We start from the raw sequence: 19655 nt of genomic DNA on the forward strand, positions 1-19655 counted from the left end.
TCAGGACGCCTTGCTCATTCCCTCCTGCATGATTTCGTCCACGCTTTGACCTAGAAGTTTAGCACCTTTGCGCAGATCGTCCTCGCTGGTGGTCAGCGGCATCAGGCATTTGATCACTTCGTCATTGGGGCCGCTGGTTTCAATAATCAGGCCCTTCTCAAAGGCACGACCGGTGATCTTGTCCGTCACTTCAGCGTCGGTGGCTTCAATGCCACGCATCATGCCCCGGCCTTTCATCTTGAACTCGCCCGGGTACTTGTCACAGATTGCCTGCAGCCCTTCAGCCAGAACCTCGGTCTTGGCTTTCACTTCATTGGCAAAGGCATCGTCTTTCCAGTAGGTCTCGACCGCTGCGCGGGCGGTTACAAAGGCCATGTTGTTGCCCCGGAAGGTGCCGTTGTGCTCGCCCGGCCCCCAGACATCAAGCTCCGGCTTGAACAGCACCAGGGCCATCGGCAGGCCGTAACCGCTCAACGACTTGGATACCGTTACGATATCCGGCTTGATGCCGGCAAATTCGAAACTGAAGAACTCGCCGGTACGGCCGTTCCCTGCCTGGATATCGTCGACGATCAACAGAATGTCGTACTTTTTGCACAGCTTCTCGAGGCCCTGCAGCCATTCAGCGCGGGCGGCGTTCAATCCGCCTTCGCCCTGGACTGCTTCAACGATGACCGCTGCCGGCAGTTCAAAACCGGAGGAGCCGTCGGACAACACCTTGTCCATGATTTCCAGGGTATCTACGTTCTCACCCAGGTAGCCGTCATAGAACATGAAGTCCACATTCCCCAGCGGGGTGCCAACGCCACCACGGTGGTGCTTGTTACCTGTGGCCGCGACCGCGCCCATGGTGACGCCATGGAAGCCATTGGTGAAGGACACGATGCCATTGCGGCCTTTCACCTTGCGAGCCAGTTTCAGGGCCGCTTCCACGCAGTTGGTGCCGGTAGGACCGGTAAACTGCATTTTGTAGTCCAGGCCACGGGGGTCCAGGATGTGCTTCTTGTACGACTCAATGAAATCGTGCTTGGCGGTGGTAAACATATCCAGGCCCTGGCTGACACCATCGCTTTCAATGTACTCGAGCAGCGCTTTCTTGAGAATGTCGTTGTTGTGGCCATAGTTCAGTGACCCGGCGCCGGCCAGGAAGTCCAGGTATTCCTTGCCATCTTCGGTGTACAGGTGCGCGTTCTTGGCACGGTTAAAGATCACCGGAAAGGCACGGGAATAAACGCGTACTTCGGATTCGGTCGACTTGAAAAGTTCCATTGTCTTGCCTCTTAGCATGTCAGGTTCGAGGTAACTGTGCGGTAGCACGTTGGTTGAAGCCGTTGTGACAGATTCACCTCAGCAATCTGCCGGCTAGTCCAAACAGGGGGATCGGTCGTTCGGGAAGGCTGCTACGCCGTCTTTGTGAAAGGCCCGATGCGGAGCAGGAACTCGGAGTCGTGCTTGCCGCCAAAGTGGGTGTCTTTCTCAAAGTGCTCGTGGTAAGTCAGTTCAGCACCCATGTCACGGGCAAAGGACCGGAACAGCGCCCAGGAAGCCTCATTGTCTTCAGTGATGGTGGTTTCCATGTGGGTCACGTCTTTACACGCGTCCCTGGCCACAATCGCCTTCAACATCCGCTTGGCAAGACCTTGCCCACGACCTTTCTCGTGAACGGCCACCTGCCAGACAAAAACGGTTTCGGGCTGTTGGGGGGGAATATATCCGGAAATAAAGCCGACCAGATCGCCGTCTATCTCCGCGGCCACGCCGGTTTCGGCAAAATGGCTGCACTGCAGGAGGTTGCAGTAGATCGAGTTAGGGTCCAGCGGGGGACATTGTGCCACCAACTGGTGAAGCCTGTAGCCATCATCCTTGACCGGCGTGCGGAGGGTGATGGCGGTGGTATTCGAGCCTTCTGATGTCATAACGTGATCGATTCGCCTCAAAAAGTTAGCGTTAAATTATATAGACCACAAAATATATTTCAAGTCGGCGCTCCGGGGCCGCCAGCCCCGATGGCTACCTCTCACCTTCAGAATAGACATTATTACACCAACCGCCAGTGACAAATTCGTTACCCTATAGGGGCCCTTCCAGGGGGAAACGTAATATCGTCTGCGGTTATCGAAGTCCCTCCAACGATCCGGTCCCGGTACGACACAGCGGCGGCCGAACCCGCCGGCCAGAGCCGGTCAAACTGCGTTAACCAGGCGTCGACGTCATAGTCCACGGGCAACAGTGAGACATTCAGGCCCTGCCGCTCAAGACCGGCAACCGGCTCAGCCACGGGGCTCGCCAGACCGATCCGGGTGATCAACCCACGGGGGTCCTGCCGCAGATTCCCCATTCCGGCTGCCCCGTTGTTGGCAACCACACAACGTCGCTCGTTCACCATTCCCGACCACAGTACTGGCAGGCAGGTGTGGGTGGAGACAATTACATCAGCACCGCTGGCCAGGAACCACTCCGTCAGCTTCGCCTCGTTACCAGCTACAAAGGATTCATGGGCCAACCCCCAACCGGCGAGGGACTCCGGATCGCCGTGAATCACCAAAACCTTTAGGCCTCCAAATATCAGGCAACGGTAGCGGGGTAAGAGGGATAACCGCGCCTGAATATCGGAATGCTCCCCGGCCACCCCCTGCAGCCGCTCCATAATGGCGTTGGAACGTGCCACGACGCCCTCATCCACGAAATCCGGATAGGCACAACCGCAGCCGGCGCCATCATTGGGGTTGGCCAGTTCATAATCCACGTTGCCCAGGCTGACGGTGTGCTCCAGCACCCGATTGTTGATCTCCCGGAACAGCCCGTCGGTGGCGTTAAACCAGTTAAAATCCCCGTTAAACACCAACGTCACCCGGCGGCCCTGTCGCTCCTCCGCCCGTGCCAATTGCTCGATTTCATCCAGGGCAAGGGGATTTCCGTACAGGCCACCGATAACATACAGCACGTCCCCGGCCACCTGTTGCGGCTCAGCACACAGCGACGCCGGATCGTAGCGATACGCCAGCGGACAACTCCGGCCCTCGGTCACGACACCACCTCCTAAACCTCCCCGGCCGCCAGAGAGCGCCCGGCAAGTCGGCGGACGACCAGCGGCACAAAGAAACCGGCGGTGCAGATCAGGAAGCCGTAGGCGTTTACACCCAGCAGCATGGCGTATTTGCCGTCACCGATGGCCCAGCTGGCGGGAATCAGCCCCGTTGCCAGCAGCACACCCAGGCCCAGGCCGGTCCAGAAACTGAGATGAAAGCTCCAGGGCGACCAGCGGGTAAACCCGTAGAACAGGAACACCGGTGCCAGCCCCATCACCATGGTGCCGGAAATGGTGGTGGCCTTGAGAATGTCGGTGCCGGCAAACATCGGCAGGTTACCCAGCAGTGCGAACACAATCATGATGACCGCGCCCACGCGAACGCTCGGCAACCGGTCTTTGGCACGTTTCGCCAGCCGTGGCAGATCCACCGCCAGGGACTTGGCCAGTGAACTGAATGTGGAATCCAGCGTGGAGCCGGCGGAGGTCATCATCACCACACTCATGAAGAAGAGCGCCGCCAACCCAAGCGATTGTCCGACAGCCGCGGGCGCATTACCCATGGCCTCAATGCCATTGAGCCGTGCGTGAACACCGACGAGGCTGAAGATGAACACCGCCACAAAGCCCAGCAGTCCTGCCACCACGAAGCTCTTCAGCATCGTTTTTTCCTTGTTCACAAAGCCGCGGTCGGTTAGCACCGGATCGTGGAAGGGGTAGCTGAACATCTGCAACAGCGCGACGAGCAACAGGTCAAAGCCGGCATTGAGCTTGAACTCACCGTCGGTGAGCAGGGCACTGGTGTCATTGGCCGGCACAATCAGGAACAGCACCGCGCCGACAAAGAACACAAACACGAACGCCTGAATCACATCCGTGAATATCGACGACCGCAGGCCACCTTTCAGGCTGTAGGCGAGAGTAAAGACGGTAAACAGCATCGCCGCGGAGTAGTACTCCCACTCACCCGGCAGCCCGAAATAGCCGCCCACCACAGCGGTGTTACTCCAGACTTCGTTATACAGACGGATCAGGATGGCCGCCGCAAACGCCAGACTGGCCAGCCGGCCAAAGCGCGACGTGAGGAAATCCTGCAGGCTGCGGGCACCGGTCTGGGTCCGAATCAAATATATGATGTAGCCGGCCACGGGAATCGACAGCCAGTAACTGGCGTACGCCAGACCGCCGGTGACACCATAAGCAGCCCCCAGGTTGGCCGCGTTGGTCACCGACTTGGCAAAGATCCAACTGATGAAAATACTCGCCGTCAGCGACCACTGACTTACCGGGTTACCCTGATCATCCGCACCTTTATAGAACGAATTGGCGTTCTTGCTCTTGGGCGACAACACATACATCACCACCCCATAAACCACCAAAAACCCCCAAAACAGGGTCGCTTCCGTGAAATTCATCGTCTGTCTTTTCCTCGTCCGTTCTTTGTTCTAATCCAGCGAATTGCAGTCATTCAACCGCGGTCTGGGGGTGGTGTTTTATTTCCGCCAGGAAAAAGGTGTCTGAGCAAAGCGAGTTCTTTTTCTCAAGGAAATAAAACACCACCCCCAGACCGCCAACTCCCAGCAACCAGTCCTAAAAAAGAATCACCCAGGCGCCGAACAACTAGCCCCAAACCGATAACAGGCAAAACACCGGTGATGCCGCAACATAATCCGCTCATCCATGCTCTCCGCCAGCGTCCCGCCAAGGTCATACTGCGGATCGTCATCCACCAACGTACAGGCATACACCCGCACCCGGTCATCCCGCTTCACCAGCATGCGCGTATAAGTGCACATGAAGTGCGACCGCGCCTCTTTGGTGGGGTATTTCTCCATGCAGGTTTCGGTAATCTCCGGGCTGCCGTCTTCTGAGCCGGGCGTCCCCAGATCAGGGAACGCGGTGAATGCCAGCGTTTCAGGAATGCCCCAGTCCCTCAAAATCTCGCGGAAAGCCGCTTCCACATCTGCCGGAATCTCCTCCGGATCGGTCTGGCGAGCAATCGATACCTGAAAACCCTGGTCGACCAGCCAGCGAATACCCTCCAATGCCTTATCGAAACTGCCTTCACCCCGGTCCACGTCATGCCGGGCCCGGTCAGGGAAGTCCAGGCTGACGCGAAAATGGATCGGGTAGGCGTTGTCCAGTAACGGCAGCACCTGGTGGCGGCGTTTGAGCAGCGGGTCGGTAGCATTGGTCAGGACAAAGCAGGGCCGGTGCTGGCTGGCGTAATCGAGGATATTGATAAAATCCTTGATCACGAATGGCTCACCGCCGGTGAAGGAGAACTGCTCCACGCCCATATCCAGGGCTTCGTGGATAAAGGGCTTCACGTCACTCAACTTCATGCCCGGAATACGGCCATCGCCGGGGTGTGACCCTTCCAGGCAAAACGGGCAGGCCAGGTTGCAGGCGGTGCCGGTATGAATCCACAGTTCCTTGAGCTTGTCGGAATCAATGTAGCCGCGCGGGTCGCCGTTGCGGGTGTGAGTCCAGCTGTCGCGGGCCCTCGGTTCCAGCACTTCCACGGCGGGAATACGTCTTTCGGCGGTTTGGGTCAGGGGCATAGCTGCTCCGTGTTGACGATGAATCTATGAGTGCCAAAAAAGGTGCAGGCCCTGTAACACCTGCACTTATTCTGTTTTACGTTGTTACTTCCCGGCCGGCCTTGTCGCCGGTCTGTTTGCCACGGCGCCAGCCGTGAAGTTTCTCAAGCAGTTTGAGAATACCCTGGGGTGCGTGTTCGCGCTTCCACTCTCCAGCGGCATACTTGGCTGATTCGTTCCAGGTCGGGTAAGGGTGGATAGTGCCCAGAATTTTGTTCAGGCCCAGGCCGTGCTTCATGGCCAGGGTGAACTCGGCCAGTATCTCGCCGGCGTGCACACCGACCACGACGGCACCCAGAATCTTGTCCTTCCCTGGCGGCGTGAGCACCTTGATAAAACCGTAATCCTCACTCTCAGCAATGGCACGATCCAGGTCGTCCAGGCCATAGCGGGTGACTTCGTAAGCCACACCTTTTTCCTTGGCTTCGGCCTCGCTAAGGCCGACCCTGGCCACCTCCGGCGAGGTAAAGGTCACCCAAGGCATCACCCGGTAATCCACCTGGAAACGCTTGAACTCGCCAAACAGACCGTTCACTGCCGCGTACCAGGCCTGGTGAGCCGCCGCGTGGGTGAACTGATAGGGCCCGGCCACATCGCCACAGGCGAAGACGTTGGGGAAGCGCATGCTCATGTCTTCTGCCACTGGCACAGTGCCATTGGGCAGGGTTTCCACCCCAATCTTTTCCAGCCCCAGGCCGTCAGTTCGAGCGGCACGACCAACAGCAACCAGAACCTGGTCAAACACGATCCTCACGCGCTCGCCGTTGAACTCGCAGTAGGCCACCTTTTCTCCGTCCTCGACAGCGAACTCCTTGGCGGCGTGGTTAAGCCGCAGATCAATGCCATCCTGTTCAAACTGTTTCCGGATGACCTCGGAGACATCGGCGTCTTCCTTGGCCAGCAAACGCTCGCCCATTTCCACCTGGATCACCTTGCTGCCAAGCCTCGCAAAGGCATGGGCCAGTTCCGAGCCAATGGGGCCGCCACCAAGTACCAGCAAGCGCTCAGGCTGGGTCTGCAGGGACCATAGATTGTCCGATGTCAGCGGCTCCATGTCCGCCAAACCGGGAATGGGCGGCACTGCCGGCTTGCCCCCAGTGGCCACCACAATACTGCGCGCGGTCAGGCGCTCGGTGTGACCGTCGCTATGGACCACTTCCAGCTCCCAGGGCGATACGAAGCTGGCGGTACCGGAGATGCAGTCAACACCCAGTTTGCGGAAGCGCTCGGGCGAGTCGTGGGGTTCCACCTTGGCGATGACTTCTTTCACCCTCGCCATGATATTGGCAAAGGAGCCTTTTACCGGTACCGACTCCAGGCCATAACGATTCGCCTGGCGCAGGGTGTCGGCCGCCTTGGCACTGCGAATCAGCGCCTTGGACGGCACGCAACCGGTGTTGAGGCAGTCTCCGCCCATTTTGTCTTTCTCGATCAGCGCCACCTTGGCCTTAACCGCTGCGGCAATGTACGCCGACACCAGGCCCGCCGAGCCACCGCCAATCACCAGCAGGTTGTAATCAAACGACTCTGGTTTCTGCCAGCCGGCGTACACCCGGCGCTTGCGAATGAAACCGACAACAAACTTGGCGATCAGCGGGAACACCCCCAACAGCGCGAAAGACAGCAGAATATTGGCCGACACAATGTCGCTGGTGGTTTCAATCGTCGACAGCTGGGTGCCGGCGTTTACATACACAAAGGTACCCGGCAGCATCGCCGCCCAGCTCACCAGAGCGTAGGTCTTCAGCTTCATGGCGGTCAGGCCCATCGCCAGGTTAATCAGGAAGAACGGAAATACCGGTACCAGACGCAGGGTGGCAAGATAGAACGCACCGTCTTTCTTGATGCCACGGTCCATCTTTGCGACGGTTTCCGCGTACTTCTCCCGCAAGGTATCCCGCATCAGAAACCTGGCCACCAGGAACGCAAGTGAGGCACCGATGGTCGATGCAATGGATACTGCAACCAGACCATAGACATTACCGAAAAAGGCACCGCCGGCCAGCGTCATGATCGCGGCACCGGGCAGCGACAGCGCCGTTACCACCACATACACTCCAGCAAACCCAAGCACCGCCGCCAGCATATTCTGACTGATCCACTGTTCAATGGCAGACTGGTGTTTCTGCAGGTTTTCCAGCGTGAGTATCTCGTGACCGCCAAAACTGACAAACAGTGCAACCACGACACCGATAACCAGCAGCAAAACGAGCTTTTTGGAGTTCATAGCTAAATCCATAAATTAAAAGTGAAAACGGTTGCTCTGAGAGACACGCCAAAGCGCTGGATGTTACAGCAGCCAGGGTCTAAAATTTTTTTGAGCAGTGACTCATCATTACTGGAACTAATGGCTGCGACTATAGACATACCATTGTCCAGGCCGCTCTGGATGTCCAATAACATGTTTATAACAACGCTCTAACGCGGGTGTCCTGGGGTATACGGAATGGAAACCACAACGCACCAATCTGACGACGACATCCTCATCACCGGCCTGAAGTCGGGGAACCAGGGCGCCTTTCGCGAGGCTGTGCGTTTATACACCCCTGGCATGATGGCCGTCGCCCGCTTTTACCTTGATCACGCCTCGGCAGAGGAAATTGTCCAGGATTGCTGGGTGACGGTTATCGACGCCGTTCAGACATTTGAGGGCCGTTCCGGCCTGAAGACATGGTTGCACCGTATCGTGGCAAACCGGGCCAAGAATCATCTCCGAAAGACGAAGCGGGAAGTGAACGCGGATTTTTCGGAAGCGCTGGACCCGGACCTCGCCGCCCGCTTTGCGCCCAATGGTCGCTGGGCCACACCGCCGAGCCTGAAAACCAATGAGTCCGCCCAGGCACTGATGGAGAACGGTGCACTGAGCGACTGCCTTGATCGACACCTGTCCGCACTGCCGGAAACGCAGCGATCAGCATTGATGTTGTACGAAGCGCATCAGCACAAATCCGACGACGTGTGTAACATTCTGGATGTCAGCGCCTCTAACCTGCGCGTGCTCCTGCATCGGGCACGGCAGAAAATCTTTCTGATGGTTGAGACATTTCAGGAGACAGGCGAATGTTAATGTGCCGGGATCTGGCTCGCATCGCCAGTGATTACATTGACGGTGAGTTGGGCACCGGGAAAGTAATGTCTGTGAAAATGCACCTGCTGATGTGCGGTCGATGTCGTAGCTTCATTGGCAGCCTGCGGGCCAGCATAGAGCTTATGAACGCCCACTCGAGCCAGCAGCTGGACGAAGATCTGGTACGCCGGATTGACGAACGTGTCAGTGAGTCGCTCAACGCTCGGCACTCCGGAAACGACACGTCGGACCCGTGATGCTCTTCGCTTTCGTTTAACGACACCCGCCCCTTCCGGACGTTACACCAGGCTCTGACAGAACCACTCTTTTCGCTTGCCAATGGAACTCCCACACCGCCGCTCTGTCTCTGGAACGATCATTCAAAATTCGAAAGGAGATATGGAATGCCCAAGCAGTTACCCCTTGCCCTGCTGTTACTTCGACTTGGTGTTTTCGTTGTTTTTCTGGTCTGGACCCTGGATAAACTGGTTCAGCCCGAGCACGCTATCAAGGTTTTCGATTCATTCTACGGGCTCGATGGCCTTGGCGAGACAGCCGTCTACCTCATCGGCATCGCACAACTTGTGCTGATACTGATGTTTGTTGCTGGCCTTCTGAAAACCTGGACTTACGGCGCACTCCTGATCTTCCACGGTGCTTCCACCCTGTCCTCATTCGCGAAATACCTGCAGCCTTTCGATAACCTCCTGTTCTTTGCGGCCTGGCCCATGCTCGCCGCATGCGCGGCGCTGTATCTGCTTCGTGATTACGATACGCTTACGCTTTCGAGGCAACCGGCTCCCAATGCTGCGTAAAACGGCGCCAGGGCGTTGTAACAGTCAGTCCGGTTGTTTGTCCTTGTTGCTATCAACCTACCGCCAACAACCGGAGTACCGATGCTACTGAACTGGCTGTCACGGCGCCTGACCACCTATCTTTCAAAACAGGTCACCCAACACTCGGTGCGCACCTCCGCCTGGGAGGCCCTGGAAAAAACTCTTCAGCCCGGCGACGTTTTACTGGTGGAGGGAAATACGCGAATCAGTGTGGCCATCAAGTACCTGACTCAGTCAACCTGGTCGCACGCCGCCCTTTACCTGGGACCGAACGCGGGCCTTGGCGCCGCCGGCAATGGCGAGCCACATGTACTGATCGAGGCGGATCTTGAGGAAGGTATTCGCCCGCTTTCGTTGTCGGCATACCGCAACACCCATACCCGCATCTGTCGCCCGGTCGGACTCACTGACAATGATATCGACAAGCTTGTGGATTACTCGAAAAGCCGGCTCGGCCACCAGTACGATCTGAAAAACGTCTGGGATCTGGCACGCTACCTGTGCCCGACGCCACCGGTACCGTCCCGTTACCGACGTTCGCTTCTGGCCCTTGGCAGCGGTGATCCCACGCGGGCGATCTGCTCCACATTCATCGCCGAGGGATTCCAGGCCCTCCGTTACCCGATACTGCCCGTAAGCCTGTCCGAATCAGAAGGTGATCCGGCTTGCGACGCGCAAAAACGCGAGTACTTCCGGATTCGCCACCATTCTCTATTTGCGCCCCGGGATTTCGACGCCTCCCCGTATTTCGACGTCGTTAAACCCACACTGGAACAAGGGTTTGATTACCGGGGGTTCCGGTGGGCGGAATGACACTGAGAATCGCCATCGTTGTTGTGGTAATGGCTGCCCTGGCAGGTGCCTGGTGGCTGCTGCAGATATTGGGAATACCCGCGGACCTGTCTCCAGATGCCCTTGCACAATGGCTGAAAAGCCAGGGGGCTGCCGGCCCACTGTTGCTGATGCTGCTGATGACGATGGCGGTTGTGATAGGCCCGATTCCCACCCTTCCGGTCAGTGCAACCGCAGGTCTGGCGTTTGGTGTGCTTGAGGGAACCGCCATTGCAGCAACCGGTGCCCTGCTGGGCGCCATGGCGGCGTTCTGGGTTGCCCGTTGCCTCGGACGCGAGGTGATCTGCAAACGTTTTCCGGACAACCCTGTGCTTGCACGGGATGGCTCGCAACGCTTTCTCACCATTGCCATCCTGCTGACCCGGCTGATACCCGTTTTCTCGTTCGCCCTGATCAGTTACGCCGCCGGCGTCACTGCCATACGCGCCTGGCGCTTTGCGATTGCCACCTTCGTTGGCATGCTGCCAATGACGGTGGTGTTTGCAGGCCTGGGGAACACGTTCACGTTGAATCCGGTACTTACCGTCGCCGCAGGCGCGATTATCCTGGCAGTGATGGTATGGTTGCCGTGGTCCATCAGCCGAAACCCCGGCTCGCAGCTGGCGCGCTGGCTTCAACTTAACCAATAACAACAAAGAGACGACCTTATGCGCCGTCCGGTCAAAGCCGATGTTATGCCCTGGCTCGCCCGTGCCCTTTCCAGTGCGCCCCGATACGCTCTGCAACGATCCCTTCACAACCTACGGGCAAAGACGCGGGGTGAGAGCGATCTTGTCCAGGTGTTCGTAAACCCCCGTGACCCATTTGGGCTGCCCCTGTTGCAGGCGCTTATCCAGCTACAGGAACGTTTTTATGTGCGTTTCCGGGTCCATACTGTCTGGCAACTGGACGACAACATGTACCCCGAGCCGGCTCTCTGGCGCACCTGGGCGCAACAGGACGCTACAAGGCTCGCACAACTATACGGCTTCACGCCTCCAGACCGGCCAACGGCGCCCTCCGAGACCGAACTGACGACAGCCACGGCCCGTCTGCTCAATGCAGAAAAAACCGGTGAAGGGCTGATAACCGCCGTGCGTGTGCTGGAAGATCTATGGCATTCACATTCCGGCTCGCCACCGGACACAGCGCCCGCAAGGTATGACCACGCACAGCTGTCCGAGAATGAACGGTTGCTCCGGAGGCTAGGGCACTATCAAGGCAGCATGACGAGGTACCTGGGTGAATGGTTCTGGGGTGTGGACCGCCTGGATCATCTTGAGCGGCGTCTAAACGAACAGGGACTGAACCGGGACGTCCCCGATGCGGTCCTTTTCACGCGCACATGGTCCGATTTGATGAGTAGCAGCCCCAGCCCGGCTGACGGCCATCGAGCGACCACCACCCTTGAGGTCTTCTTTTCCATCCGCAGCCCATACTCCTATCTGAGCCTGGAGCGAGCAGTCCAGTTGGCCAAGGCGTGGAATATTCCTCTTCAATTGAGACCGGTTCTGCCCATGTTGATGCGCGGGCAGTCGGTACCGGATGCCAAAAAGTGGTACATCTTCCACGACACCAAAAGGGAGGCCAACAAACTGGGCATTCCGTATGGTTTCGTCGCCGATCCTTTGGGGCCGGGCGTGGAAAGATGCTATGCCTTGTTCGAATACGCCCGCTCACTCGGTCGCGAGACCGACTACATGCTGGCCTACGCCAGGGCCGTCAATGCCGAAGGCATCCGCTCCGAAACCGATGCCGGTCTTAAAATGATCGTCGAACGAGCCGGCCTGGACTGGCAGAAAGCCAAGGCTTTATTGAACGATCAAAGCTGGCGTGAGTGGGCGGAGAACAACCGCAAAGCCATGTATGACTGCGGGCTATGGGGCGTTCCCAGCTTCCGTTACGGGGAGGTCAGCTGTTGGGGGCAGGATCGGTTGTGGGTGATCGAAAAGAGCATCGTCGCGGCTACCGCGACTCTCAATAAACGCCAAGGGCGCGTATGATAACTCCATGCTCGTCCCAACGTGGGCCGTGAAGGCGACAAACTCTGGAAGGAGGTTCTATGAAAACACTATTGATTCATTCGTTGATCATCGTATCCATGATGGTAAGTGCTCCGGCTCTTGCCCAGGGAGACCCCTTGAGAGTCGGAATGTCCGGCCAGTATTTCCCGTTTACCTTTGTGGAGCAGGATACCCTCAAAGGGTTTGAAGTTGATGTGATGAACGCAATTGGCAAGGAAATGGGGCGTGAAATCCAGTACCAGACCGCCAACTTCTCAGGCCTGTTTGGCATGTTGGAATCCGGGCGCATCGACACCGTTGCCAACCAGATCACCATCACCGAGGAGCGCCAGAAGGCCTACATTTTCAGCGAACCGTATGTCTATGACGGTGCTCAGGTAGTGACCAAGGAAGGCAACACCGAGGTCGAGGGTGTGGAAGATCTGAAGGGTAAAACCGTCGCGGTGAATCTGGGCTCCAACTTCGAGGCCCTGTTGCGGGAACTGCCCTATGCAGACCAAATCAACATCAAAACCTATGAGAGCAATCTGGAGCGTGATACCGCTCTGGGTCGCGTGGACGCCTTCGTTATGGACCGGGTCAGTGCCAGCCAGATCATCAAGGAGAAGCCACTGCCGCTGGAGCTCGCCGGCCCAACGTTCTCCCAGATCACCAACGCCTACCCGTTTCGCGACACGGACGCCGGACGAGCGTTGCGTGATGAAGTAAACGCGGCCCTGGCAGCCCTGCGTGACAACGGAACCCTGGCCTCCATTTCAGAGAAGTGGTTCGGCACCGACATCACCCAGCCCTGAGGGGCGCCACCAAGGCCTGACTCGCTATGGACGTGTTGAACGTCGAATACATGCTTGGGCTGGTACCTGTGTTGCTCGGGTACCTGCCCCTCACCCTGCAACTGGCCGGCGTCGGGATGGTGCTGGCGCTGATCCTTGCCTGCCTGTTCGCCATCGTCCGGGTGCTGCGCATCCCGGTACTCAATCAGCTGACCATCGTGTTCATTTCCTTTTTCCGGGGCACTCCGCTGCTGGTGCAGTTGTTCCTGTTCTATTACGGGCTGCCGCAACTGGTCAGTGCATTGACGGTCATAGACGGCGTTACGGCGACCATCATGGGCCTGACCATGCATTTTTCGGCGTACATGGCGGAATCGATACGTGCCGCCATCGTGGGTGTGGACCGCAGCCAGACCGAAGCCGCCCTGTCGATCGGCATGACCAACGGCCAGCTGATGCGACGGATAGTGTTGCCCCAGGCCACACGTGTGGCACTGCCCACGCTGATGAACTACTTCATCGACATGATCAAGGCCACCTCCCTGGCATTTACCCTGGGGGTTACCGAGCTGATGGGTGCCACCCAGAAAGAGGCCGCCGGCAGTTTCCTGTACTTCGAGGCCTTCATTGTTGCCGCCATCATGTACTGGATCGTCGTTGAGATGCTCTCCAAGCTTCAGCACTACCTGGAAATCCGTCTGAACAAGGCCTACAGCCGATGATCAAACTGGAATCACTGAGCAAACATTTTGGCAAGGCCGTGGTTCTCGACGGCATCGATCTCGCCATCGAAGAAGGTGAGATCGTGGTGATCATCGGTCCCTCAGGGACCGGAAAATCCACCCTGTTGCGCTGCGTCAACTTTCTGGAACAACCCACCAAAGGCACCATGACCGTGGGTGATCTGACCGTGGACGTGAACCGCGCCAGCCGCGCGGACATTCTCTCCATGCGCCGGCGAACCGCGTTCGTTTTCCAGAACTATGCCCTGTTCTCCAACAAGACCGCGTTGCAGAACATCGCGGAACGGTTGCTCGTGGTGGATCGCTGGCCGAAAGAAAAAGCCTACCAGCGCGCACGGGAGATACTTGATCGGATCGGCCTCGCCGACAAGGCAGATGCCTATCCGGCGTCCATGTCCGGCGGACAGCAACAGCGGGTCGGTATCGGCCGTGCCATGGCGACGGGCGCGGAAGTCATCCTGTTTGACGAGCCCACCTCTTCACTCGACCCCGAGTGGGTGGAAGAAGTGCTGGGGCTGATGAAACAGTTGGCCTCGGAACGCCAGACCATGATGGTGGTTACCCACGAAATGTCCTTCGCGCGGGACGTGGCCGACCGTGTGATCTTTATCGACGGAGGTCGAATCGTGGAGCAGGGGCCTCCCAGTGAGATTTTCCATAATCCCAAGGACCCACGAACCAAGGACTTTCTGAAGAAAATCCTGGCCACCAATCCGGTATGAACGGCAGTCGTCGGGCCGACCAACACCGATTATCGGAATTCAGAAAAATTGTCGGGCTTGTTAAGCGCCCAGTCGTAATCGATGTACTCCATCGCAGACGTTTGCGCGACGCGACTCGCCACTGACGCATCCGCCCAGGCCCTGATAAACGCCTTTGGTGTTCCCGATGCCTCTTCGAAATCCGTCGCGTACCACTTGAACAGTTCGGTGACATACGCTGTATCAGTATCTATCCTCAGATGCCGATCCGTATTGAACGCACGCCGGGTATTCTCTGCCAGCAGGTTTTCCAGATTGTCAGCCGTGTAGACAGTCTCCCGCAATGGCGGGCAGCCAACGGACGCACAATTCACCGCGAAGTGTACCCGCGCGTCTTTCCACCCTTTATCTGCGTATTCCTCCCCAAGAAGGATATCTTTCTCCATCTGGTTCAGGCTGTATTCCTGTCCGCCTATCTCAAATTTTTCCCGGTCAAAAACACTGTCCACAAAGGGATTGACGCGACCGCCGTAGTCCCAGACCGAGTCGACGAGTTCTCCGTCCGGTCGCTCAGTCAGGATCTGGTCGATCATGAAGAAATTATAGGCGTTGAGCCAGAAGGCGACGGATTCAGCCTCGCCATCGAGGGTGCCGGGATCGAAATCTGCAAGACGGTCACGCTGATCCGCCAGCAGGCCGTCGGTCTGCGATGAGGCCAGGGCCGCCTCATAGTCAAATGCGGAAACCAGGCCACCCTCGGTCGTTGTCGACTCTGTCAGGTACTGTGTTAGCAGACGCTGAAACGGGTCAAACGTTGCTTCAGCGGCGGCAGCGGTCACCGGCATGATGACGGCGAACATCATCAGGCCTATCAATCGTCCAGGTTTGTTCACATCACTCTCCAAAGATCTACAGGTTCCACAGGTCTACAGGTTCATCGACTTTGCTCTTTCACCGACACGAAAAGCCGGCCATTGTTACAATGCAATTAGTATTGATAATCGATTACATTTAGTTTAGTTTCCGCATCGTGACGAAAAACAACCATCAGGTGCCGAGAACCATGTTCAAACAACCCAACCCTCTTCGCTATTCCCTGATCTTCGCGCTTGGATGCGCCACAACCGCAACTGCTCAGGAAGGCACCGATCAGGCACCGAAATCTCTTGATACACTTGAAGTAACCGCCACTCGCGGTCTCGACTCCCTCAACGTCAACCCCGGTGCGGTCACCGTGGTTGACCGCGACGCCATCGACAAACAGTCCTCATTGGGTGGCAACGTGGGCGATATTCTGGCCAAAACCGTTCCAGGCCTGTCGCCCTCTACCCACGGTTTAACCAGTGTGGCGCAGACGCTGCGTGGCCGAAACCTGTTCGTACTGATTGACGGCATCCCCCAGACCATCAGCCTGCGCGACGGGCTTCACTCCCTGAACTCCATTGACCCGTCATCGATCGAGCGCATCGAAGTAATCCGGGGCTCCAATGGTGTGTACGGCTTTGGCGGTACCGGCGGCATCATCAACATCATCACCCGCAAGAATGAGAAAGGCGCCCCCTTATACCGCACCGAACTGAATGGTGGTTTCTCGACCGAGCACATCAAGGACAGCGAACAATTCGGGCTATCCCAGAGCGTGACCGGTGGCTCAGGAGCCTTTGACTACCAGCTCCGAGGCTCCTACGAAAAACGCGCTAATGTCTTCGATGCCGATGGCGACCGCATCCCGCCGGACCCGAACGGCCAGGGTGGCATTGCCGACTCCCGCGAGTTCGACGTGCTGGCAAAGCTCGGCTTCGACCTGGACGCCGACAAGCGCCTGGAACTGACCACCAGCTACTACGACATCAAGCAGGACACCAATTACGTCCTTGAAGCGGGCGTGTACGGCGAGCAGAAAACCCGCGCCGTCAAAGGCGACCCGGGTGGCGAGGATCAGGGCACTGAAAACCTGAACGTGAACCTGACCTACAGCGACCAGCAACTGTTCGGCGACACATCCCTGGGTGCGCAGCTGTATTATCGCGACTACATGACCCGCTTCGGGTACTTCGCCACCTTCTATCCCGGCGGTGGACAGTCGCTGACCGAATCGGAGCGCATCGGCTCCCGTCTGGACTTCGAGACGCCGTTTGACGTCATGTCTGGCGCCAAGTTGCTCTGGGGCCTGGACACACTGATGGAAACCACGGCCCAGCCCCTGGAAGACGGGCGGACGTTCGTACCTGAAATGGACCAGAACAGTGTGGCGCCGTTCCTGCAGGCGGAACTTCGGCTGAATCCGAAGTGGACCGTTAATGCCGGCGTCCGCTACGAAAAATTCTGGTTCGAGGTGGACGACTACACCACGGTGTTTGGTGCAGACGTCGAAGGCGGTGAGCTGGAGTACAGCGAAACGGTCTTCAATACCGGTGCCCGATACCAGGTGAACGATGTCTGGGCAGCAACCGCCAGCTTCTCTCAGGGCTTCACGGTGCCGGAGATTGGCCGCACCCTGCGCCAGCCCCAGCAGGGCACATCGCTGGATCAGATCCGCCCTGAGCCACAGGTGGTCGACAACTACGAGGTTGGCACCGAGGCCGTCTGGGACCGCGCCGATCTTGCACTGACGCTGTTCTACAGTGAGTCGGAACTGGGAACCAGCCTCGCGGCAGCCAACGCCGACGAGCCCATTCCCGTGCTGCGCAGTCCTGAACGTATCTACGGTTTCGAGGCAGAGCTCAACACCTATCCCACCCGCGACCTGAGTGCCGGCGGCACCTTTACCTGGATGGAAGGCAAAGTCGATTCTGACGATGATGGCAGCTACGACACCTATCTTGCCGGTAACCGGATTTCGCCACTCAAGCTCACCGGCTATGTGGAACACGATACCACTGCGCGCTGGAGCAATCGCCTGCAGGCCATGGTCGTAGGTGATCGCGACCGCTTTAGCGGTAGCGGTTTTGGCCAGGGCGAGGTGGAGTCCTTCACGGTTCTGGATCTGACCAGCACCTGGCGGACCGGAAACGGGGATATCACCCTGGCCATCAACAATCTGCTGAATGAAGACTACTTCCCGGTGATCTCGCAGATCTATAATTTCGACACCCAGTACACCGCTGCACCGGGCCGCTCGGTCATGGTGACTTATGGGGTCGACTGGTAAACGTTGGACAGGTAAACACCACACATAAGGCCGCTCACAGCGGCCTTATGTTTTTTACCACCCAGCAAAGCGACGCCGTAGGGCCCTCGTCCAGGTCCGCACAGGTATCGACGCGCACGACCTCCATGGTGCCGCATCGGGCTGTCAGTGCCCCGGAATCATCATTCGACGCCCAGTCCACTTGCACCGCAACCTCCTTGCTGTCATCACAGGAAGCTTCCGGACCAACTGACAGTGCCGCACGGATGTTTCTATCTGAAAGCCACTCCAGGGCGGAGATTTCAGCGCACTGCTGGGCAGGCGTCAGCAGCGACTGGCCACGATAACAGGGCAGGTAGGGAAGGCCATCGGCCTCATGCTGCAGAAAAGGCAGCACCTGTTCCGGCGCAACGCGGCCATATTTGCGCATGGACGGGAACACCATGATGCTCGCCGCAAGCCGGCATCCGCCCAGATGGGAACTTTCCCAGACCTCAAACGGCAGGTCCCGGTCTGCGACTGTACGGGCGAGCTCCTGATAGGTCGCATATCCAAACTTGGCACAACACTTGTCCTTGCGGCCATGGGTGCAACACAGCACCAGGGAGGCCGTCATCGCTGTGCCAGCCCACCCACTCAGGTCGTTGCCGGACTCCAGGGCCTCCAGAAACGCCGGCAGGTCACGCCGCTCAACGTCAAAGCTGCGGCCTTCCGGCAATAGGTAAAGTCGGTGCCTGAGCGCCGGCCGACCACGCTGGTGAATCAGGTTCACCCGCCGACCACTGGCCGCAAGACGGTTGACCCGTGATGCCAGGTCGTCATCCATATCACGGGCAATTCGCAGGCTTCGCGACCACTTCGGCCGCGGCCAACTGATCAGAAGATTACTCTCGGCATGGGTTGCTGTGCCGGCAAGAGGATCGCCGGCCTCAATACCGTCGACAGCACAGAACCGATGGGCGGAGGCACTCATGTCGTTGCCACCGAAGAGTTGAAGGAGGCGGTCTCTGCCACGGTTCGTTTTACCGGCACACAAACCGGCCGGCCCGCCAAAGGTTCACGGATGACCTGGGCATCAAGATCAAACACCTGCTTGAGGTTGTCGGCGGTAAACACGGTCTCCGGTGGGCCGTCGTGCAGAATCCGGCCCGCCTTCATCATTACCAGCCGGTCGGCGTAGGCTGCCGCCAGGTTGAGATCGTGGAGCACTACCAACAGCGTCCGCCCCTGTGTGTGCGCCAGGGATACCAGCAGTTCCAGCAGGTCCACCTGTACCTTCAGGTCCAGAAACGTGGTGGGTTCATCAAGCAGAAGCAGATCGGTTTCCTGGGCCAGCACCATGGCAATCCAGCAGCGCTGACGCTGCCCGCCACTGAGCGCATCCACCGGCCGGTCAGCAAACGTCGCAACGTCCGCCACGGCCATGGCCTCCTCAACGGCGGCTTCGTCGTGCCGGGACCACTGGCGCATCAGGCTCTGATAGGGGAAACGTCCAAGCCCTACCAACTCCCTGACGGTCAGCCCATCCGGGGCGGTGGGGCTCTGTGGCAGTATTCCGAGCTGTTGCGCGACGGTGCGGGTGGGCTGACGATGGATGTCGTTGCCGTCAAGAAGCACCTTGCCAGCGCTGGGGGCCAGCGTTCGGGCCAGGGTTTTGAGCAGGGTGGATTTGCCCGAGCCGTTCGGCCCCAGCAGGACAGTGACACTGCCCTCATGCACCGTGAAATCCACGTTCGTCAGCACCTGCCGGCCGTTGTATCCCGCACACACTGAGTCACCCCGCAGTCGCGGCTGGCGATCGTAGTCCGGGGATGGGGAATGTCGATTCAGGGGCATATTGGCGTCGCTTTCGAGTGAAGTCAGATGATATTATCTCCCATTCTCATTATCAAATTGACCCCATCAAATCAGCCCATAGT

Annotated in this window: 19 protein-coding genes; 10 read left to right on the plus strand and 9 right to left on the minus strand. The window is 58.1% G+C overall.

Going from position 1 to position 19655, the window contains the following annotated elements:
- The 6 genes from ectB to AXW11_RS09970 form a co-directional block, all read right to left on the minus strand.
- The gene (ectB, locus tag AXW11_RS09945) at positions 1 to 1269 is read right to left on the minus strand and encodes a diaminobutyrate--2-oxoglutarate transaminase (RefSeq protein WP_041332825.1); all 1269 of its coding nucleotides are present in this window, start codon (positions 1267 to 1269) and stop codon (positions 1 to 3) included.
- A gap of 131 nt (positions 1270 to 1400) precedes the next feature.
- Positions 1401 to 1916 carry a diaminobutyrate acetyltransferase gene (gene ectA, locus AXW11_RS09950; RefSeq protein WP_036201897.1) on the minus strand — a complete coding sequence of 172 codons (516 nt, stop codon included), beginning with the start codon at positions 1914 to 1916 and terminating at the stop codon, positions 1401 to 1403.
- A gap of 149 nt (positions 1917 to 2065) precedes the next feature.
- On the minus strand, positions 2066 to 3028 hold the full coding sequence (locus tag AXW11_RS09955) for a metallophosphoesterase family protein (RefSeq protein WP_041332823.1): 963 nt from the start codon (positions 3026 to 3028) through the stop codon (positions 2066 to 2068).
- Positions 3029 to 3039: 11 nt separating this feature from the next.
- On the minus strand, positions 3040 to 4443 hold the full coding sequence (locus tag AXW11_RS09960; protein ID WP_007154860.1) for a sodium:solute symporter family transporter: 1404 nt from the start codon (positions 4441 to 4443) through the stop codon (positions 3040 to 3042).
- A gap of 186 nt (positions 4444 to 4629) precedes the next feature.
- Positions 4630 to 5592, minus strand: coding sequence for a radical SAM protein (locus tag AXW11_RS09965; RefSeq protein ID WP_041332820.1), 963 nt, complete (start codon positions 5590 to 5592; stop codon positions 4630 to 4632).
- A 76-nt stretch (positions 5593 to 5668) separates the two neighbouring features.
- Entirely contained in the window at positions 5669 to 7858 is a 2190-nt protein-coding gene (locus AXW11_RS09970) for a dihydrolipoyl dehydrogenase family protein (protein WP_091642593.1), read from the minus strand.
- A 219-nt stretch (positions 7859 to 8077) separates the two neighbouring features.
- On the opposite strand from AXW11_RS09970, the gene AXW11_RS09975 reads away from it, so the two are divergent.
- From AXW11_RS09975 to AXW11_RS10015, 9 genes are all read left to right on the plus strand, one after another.
- Positions 8078 to 8698, plus strand: coding sequence for an RNA polymerase sigma factor (locus tag AXW11_RS09975; RefSeq protein WP_007154863.1), 621 nt, complete (start codon positions 8078 to 8080; stop codon positions 8696 to 8698).
- Positions 8692 to 8955 carry a zf-HC2 domain-containing protein gene (locus AXW11_RS09980; RefSeq protein ID WP_041332818.1) on the plus strand — a complete coding sequence of 88 codons (264 nt, stop codon included), beginning with the start codon at positions 8692 to 8694 and terminating at the stop codon, positions 8953 to 8955. The genes AXW11_RS09975 and AXW11_RS09980 overlap by 7 nt, the downstream gene beginning before the upstream one ends.
- A 147-nt stretch (positions 8956 to 9102) precedes the next feature.
- Positions 9103 to 9513 carry a hypothetical protein gene (locus AXW11_RS09985; protein ID WP_041332816.1) on the plus strand — a complete coding sequence of 137 codons (411 nt, stop codon included), beginning with the start codon at positions 9103 to 9105 and terminating at the stop codon, positions 9511 to 9513.
- 81 nt (positions 9514 to 9594) lie between these two features.
- Positions 9595 to 10347, plus strand: coding sequence for a YiiX/YebB-like N1pC/P60 family cysteine hydrolase (locus tag AXW11_RS09990; protein WP_041332814.1), 753 nt, complete (start codon positions 9595 to 9597; stop codon positions 10345 to 10347).
- Entirely contained in the window at positions 10344 to 11015 is a 672-nt protein-coding gene (locus AXW11_RS09995; RefSeq protein WP_041332810.1) for a TVP38/TMEM64 family protein, read from the plus strand. The genes AXW11_RS09990 and AXW11_RS09995 overlap by 4 nt, the downstream gene beginning before the upstream one ends.
- A gap of 18 nt (positions 11016 to 11033) precedes the next feature.
- Complete coding sequence (locus tag AXW11_RS10000; protein ID WP_041332809.1) at positions 11034 to 12368, plus strand: DsbA family protein; 1335 nt, start codon at positions 11034 to 11036, stop codon at positions 12366 to 12368.
- Between the two features lie 59 nt (positions 12369 to 12427).
- Complete coding sequence (locus tag AXW11_RS10005; RefSeq protein WP_041332806.1) at positions 12428 to 13183, plus strand: amino acid ABC transporter substrate-binding protein; 756 nt, start codon at positions 12428 to 12430, stop codon at positions 13181 to 13183.
- A 26-nt stretch (positions 13184 to 13209) separates the two neighbouring features.
- On the plus strand, positions 13210 to 13884 hold the full coding sequence (locus tag AXW11_RS10010; protein ID WP_091642596.1) for an amino acid ABC transporter permease: 675 nt from the start codon (positions 13210 to 13212) through the stop codon (positions 13882 to 13884).
- The gene (locus AXW11_RS10015) at positions 13881 to 14627 is read left to right on the plus strand and encodes an amino acid ABC transporter ATP-binding protein (RefSeq protein WP_036201846.1); all 747 of its coding nucleotides are present in this window, start codon (positions 13881 to 13883) and stop codon (positions 14625 to 14627) included. Before AXW11_RS10010 ends, AXW11_RS10015 begins: the two co-directional genes overlap by 4 nt.
- A 29-nt stretch (positions 14628 to 14656) precedes the next feature.
- On the opposite strand, the gene AXW11_RS10020 is transcribed toward AXW11_RS10015, so the two are convergent.
- A complete protein-coding gene (locus tag AXW11_RS10020) occupies positions 14657 to 15499 on the minus strand; it encodes a DUF547 domain-containing protein (protein WP_258955200.1) in 843 nt (280 codons plus the stop codon).
- Between the two features lie 170 nt (positions 15500 to 15669).
- Here AXW11_RS10020 and AXW11_RS10025 point away from each other — a divergent pair, with 170 nt between their 5' ends.
- Positions 15670 to 17757, plus strand: a complete 2088-nt coding sequence (locus tag AXW11_RS10025; RefSeq protein WP_091642599.1) for a TonB-dependent receptor — start codon at positions 15670 to 15672, stop codon at positions 17755 to 17757.
- A 34-nt stretch (positions 17758 to 17791) separates the two neighbouring features.
- Here the strand turns inward: AXW11_RS10025 and AXW11_RS10030 are convergent, their stop codons facing one another.
- Both AXW11_RS10030 and AXW11_RS10035 read right to left on the minus strand, forming a co-directional pair.
- On the minus strand, positions 17792 to 18709 hold the full coding sequence (locus tag AXW11_RS10030; protein ID WP_091642602.1) for a ferredoxin family protein: 918 nt from the start codon (positions 18707 to 18709) through the stop codon (positions 17792 to 17794).
- Entirely contained in the window at positions 18706 to 19572 is an 867-nt protein-coding gene (locus AXW11_RS10035; RefSeq protein WP_091642605.1) for an ABC transporter ATP-binding protein, read from the minus strand. The genes AXW11_RS10030 and AXW11_RS10035 overlap by 4 nt, the downstream gene beginning before the upstream one ends.
- Positions 19573 to 19655 lie beyond the last annotated feature (83 nt).

Origin of the sequence: Marinobacter sp. Hex_13, from assembly GCF_001566815.1 — a bacterium.
GTDB classification, from domain to species: Bacteria; Pseudomonadota; Gammaproteobacteria; order Pseudomonadales; family Oleiphilaceae; genus Marinobacter; species Marinobacter salarius.

Coding starts and splice junctions, on each gene's coding strand:
- ectB (WP_041332825.1), bottom strand. CDS start 1,269: ATGGAACTTTTCAAGTCGACCGAATCCGAAGTACGCGTTTATTCCCGT.
- ectA (WP_036201897.1), bottom strand. CDS start 1,916: ATGACATCAGAAGGCTCGAATACCACCGCCATCACCCTCCGCACGCCG.
- AXW11_RS09960 (WP_007154860.1), bottom strand. CDS start 4,443: ATGAATTTCACGGAAGCGACCCTGTTTTGGGGGTTTTTGGTGGTTTAT.
- AXW11_RS09965 (WP_041332820.1), bottom strand. CDS start 5,592: ATGCCCCTGACCCAAACCGCCGAAAGACGTATTCCCGCCGTGGAAGTG.
- AXW11_RS09970 (WP_091642593.1), bottom strand. CDS start 7,858: ATGAACTCCAAAAAGCTCGTTTTGCTGCTGGTTATCGGTGTCGTGGTT.
- AXW11_RS09975 (WP_007154863.1), top strand. CDS start 8,078: ATGGAAACCACAACGCACCAATCTGACGACGACATCCTCATCACCGGC.
- AXW11_RS09980 (WP_041332818.1), top strand. CDS start 8,692: ATGTTAATGTGCCGGGATCTGGCTCGCATCGCCAGTGATTACATTGAC.
- AXW11_RS09985 (WP_041332816.1), top strand. CDS start 9,103: ATGCCCAAGCAGTTACCCCTTGCCCTGCTGTTACTTCGACTTGGTGTT.
- AXW11_RS09990 (WP_041332814.1), top strand. CDS start 9,595: ATGCTACTGAACTGGCTGTCACGGCGCCTGACCACCTATCTTTCAAAA.
- AXW11_RS09995 (WP_041332810.1), top strand. CDS start 10,344: ATGACACTGAGAATCGCCATCGTTGTTGTGGTAATGGCTGCCCTGGCA.
- AXW11_RS10000 (WP_041332809.1), top strand. CDS start 11,034: ATGCGCCGTCCGGTCAAAGCCGATGTTATGCCCTGGCTCGCCCGTGCC.
- AXW11_RS10005 (WP_041332806.1), top strand. CDS start 12,428: ATGAAAACACTATTGATTCATTCGTTGATCATCGTATCCATGATGGTA.
- AXW11_RS10010 (WP_091642596.1), top strand. CDS start 13,210: ATGGACGTGTTGAACGTCGAATACATGCTTGGGCTGGTACCTGTGTTG.
- AXW11_RS10015 (WP_036201846.1), top strand. CDS start 13,881: ATGATCAAACTGGAATCACTGAGCAAACATTTTGGCAAGGCCGTGGTT.
- AXW11_RS10025 (WP_091642599.1), top strand. CDS start 15,670: ATGTTCAAACAACCCAACCCTCTTCGCTATTCCCTGATCTTCGCGCTT.
- AXW11_RS10030 (WP_091642602.1), bottom strand. CDS start 18,709: ATGAGTGCCTCCGCCCATCGGTTCTGTGCTGTCGACGGTATTGAGGCC.
- AXW11_RS10035 (WP_091642605.1), bottom strand. CDS start 19,572: ATGCCCCTGAATCGACATTCCCCATCCCCGGACTACGATCGCCAGCCG.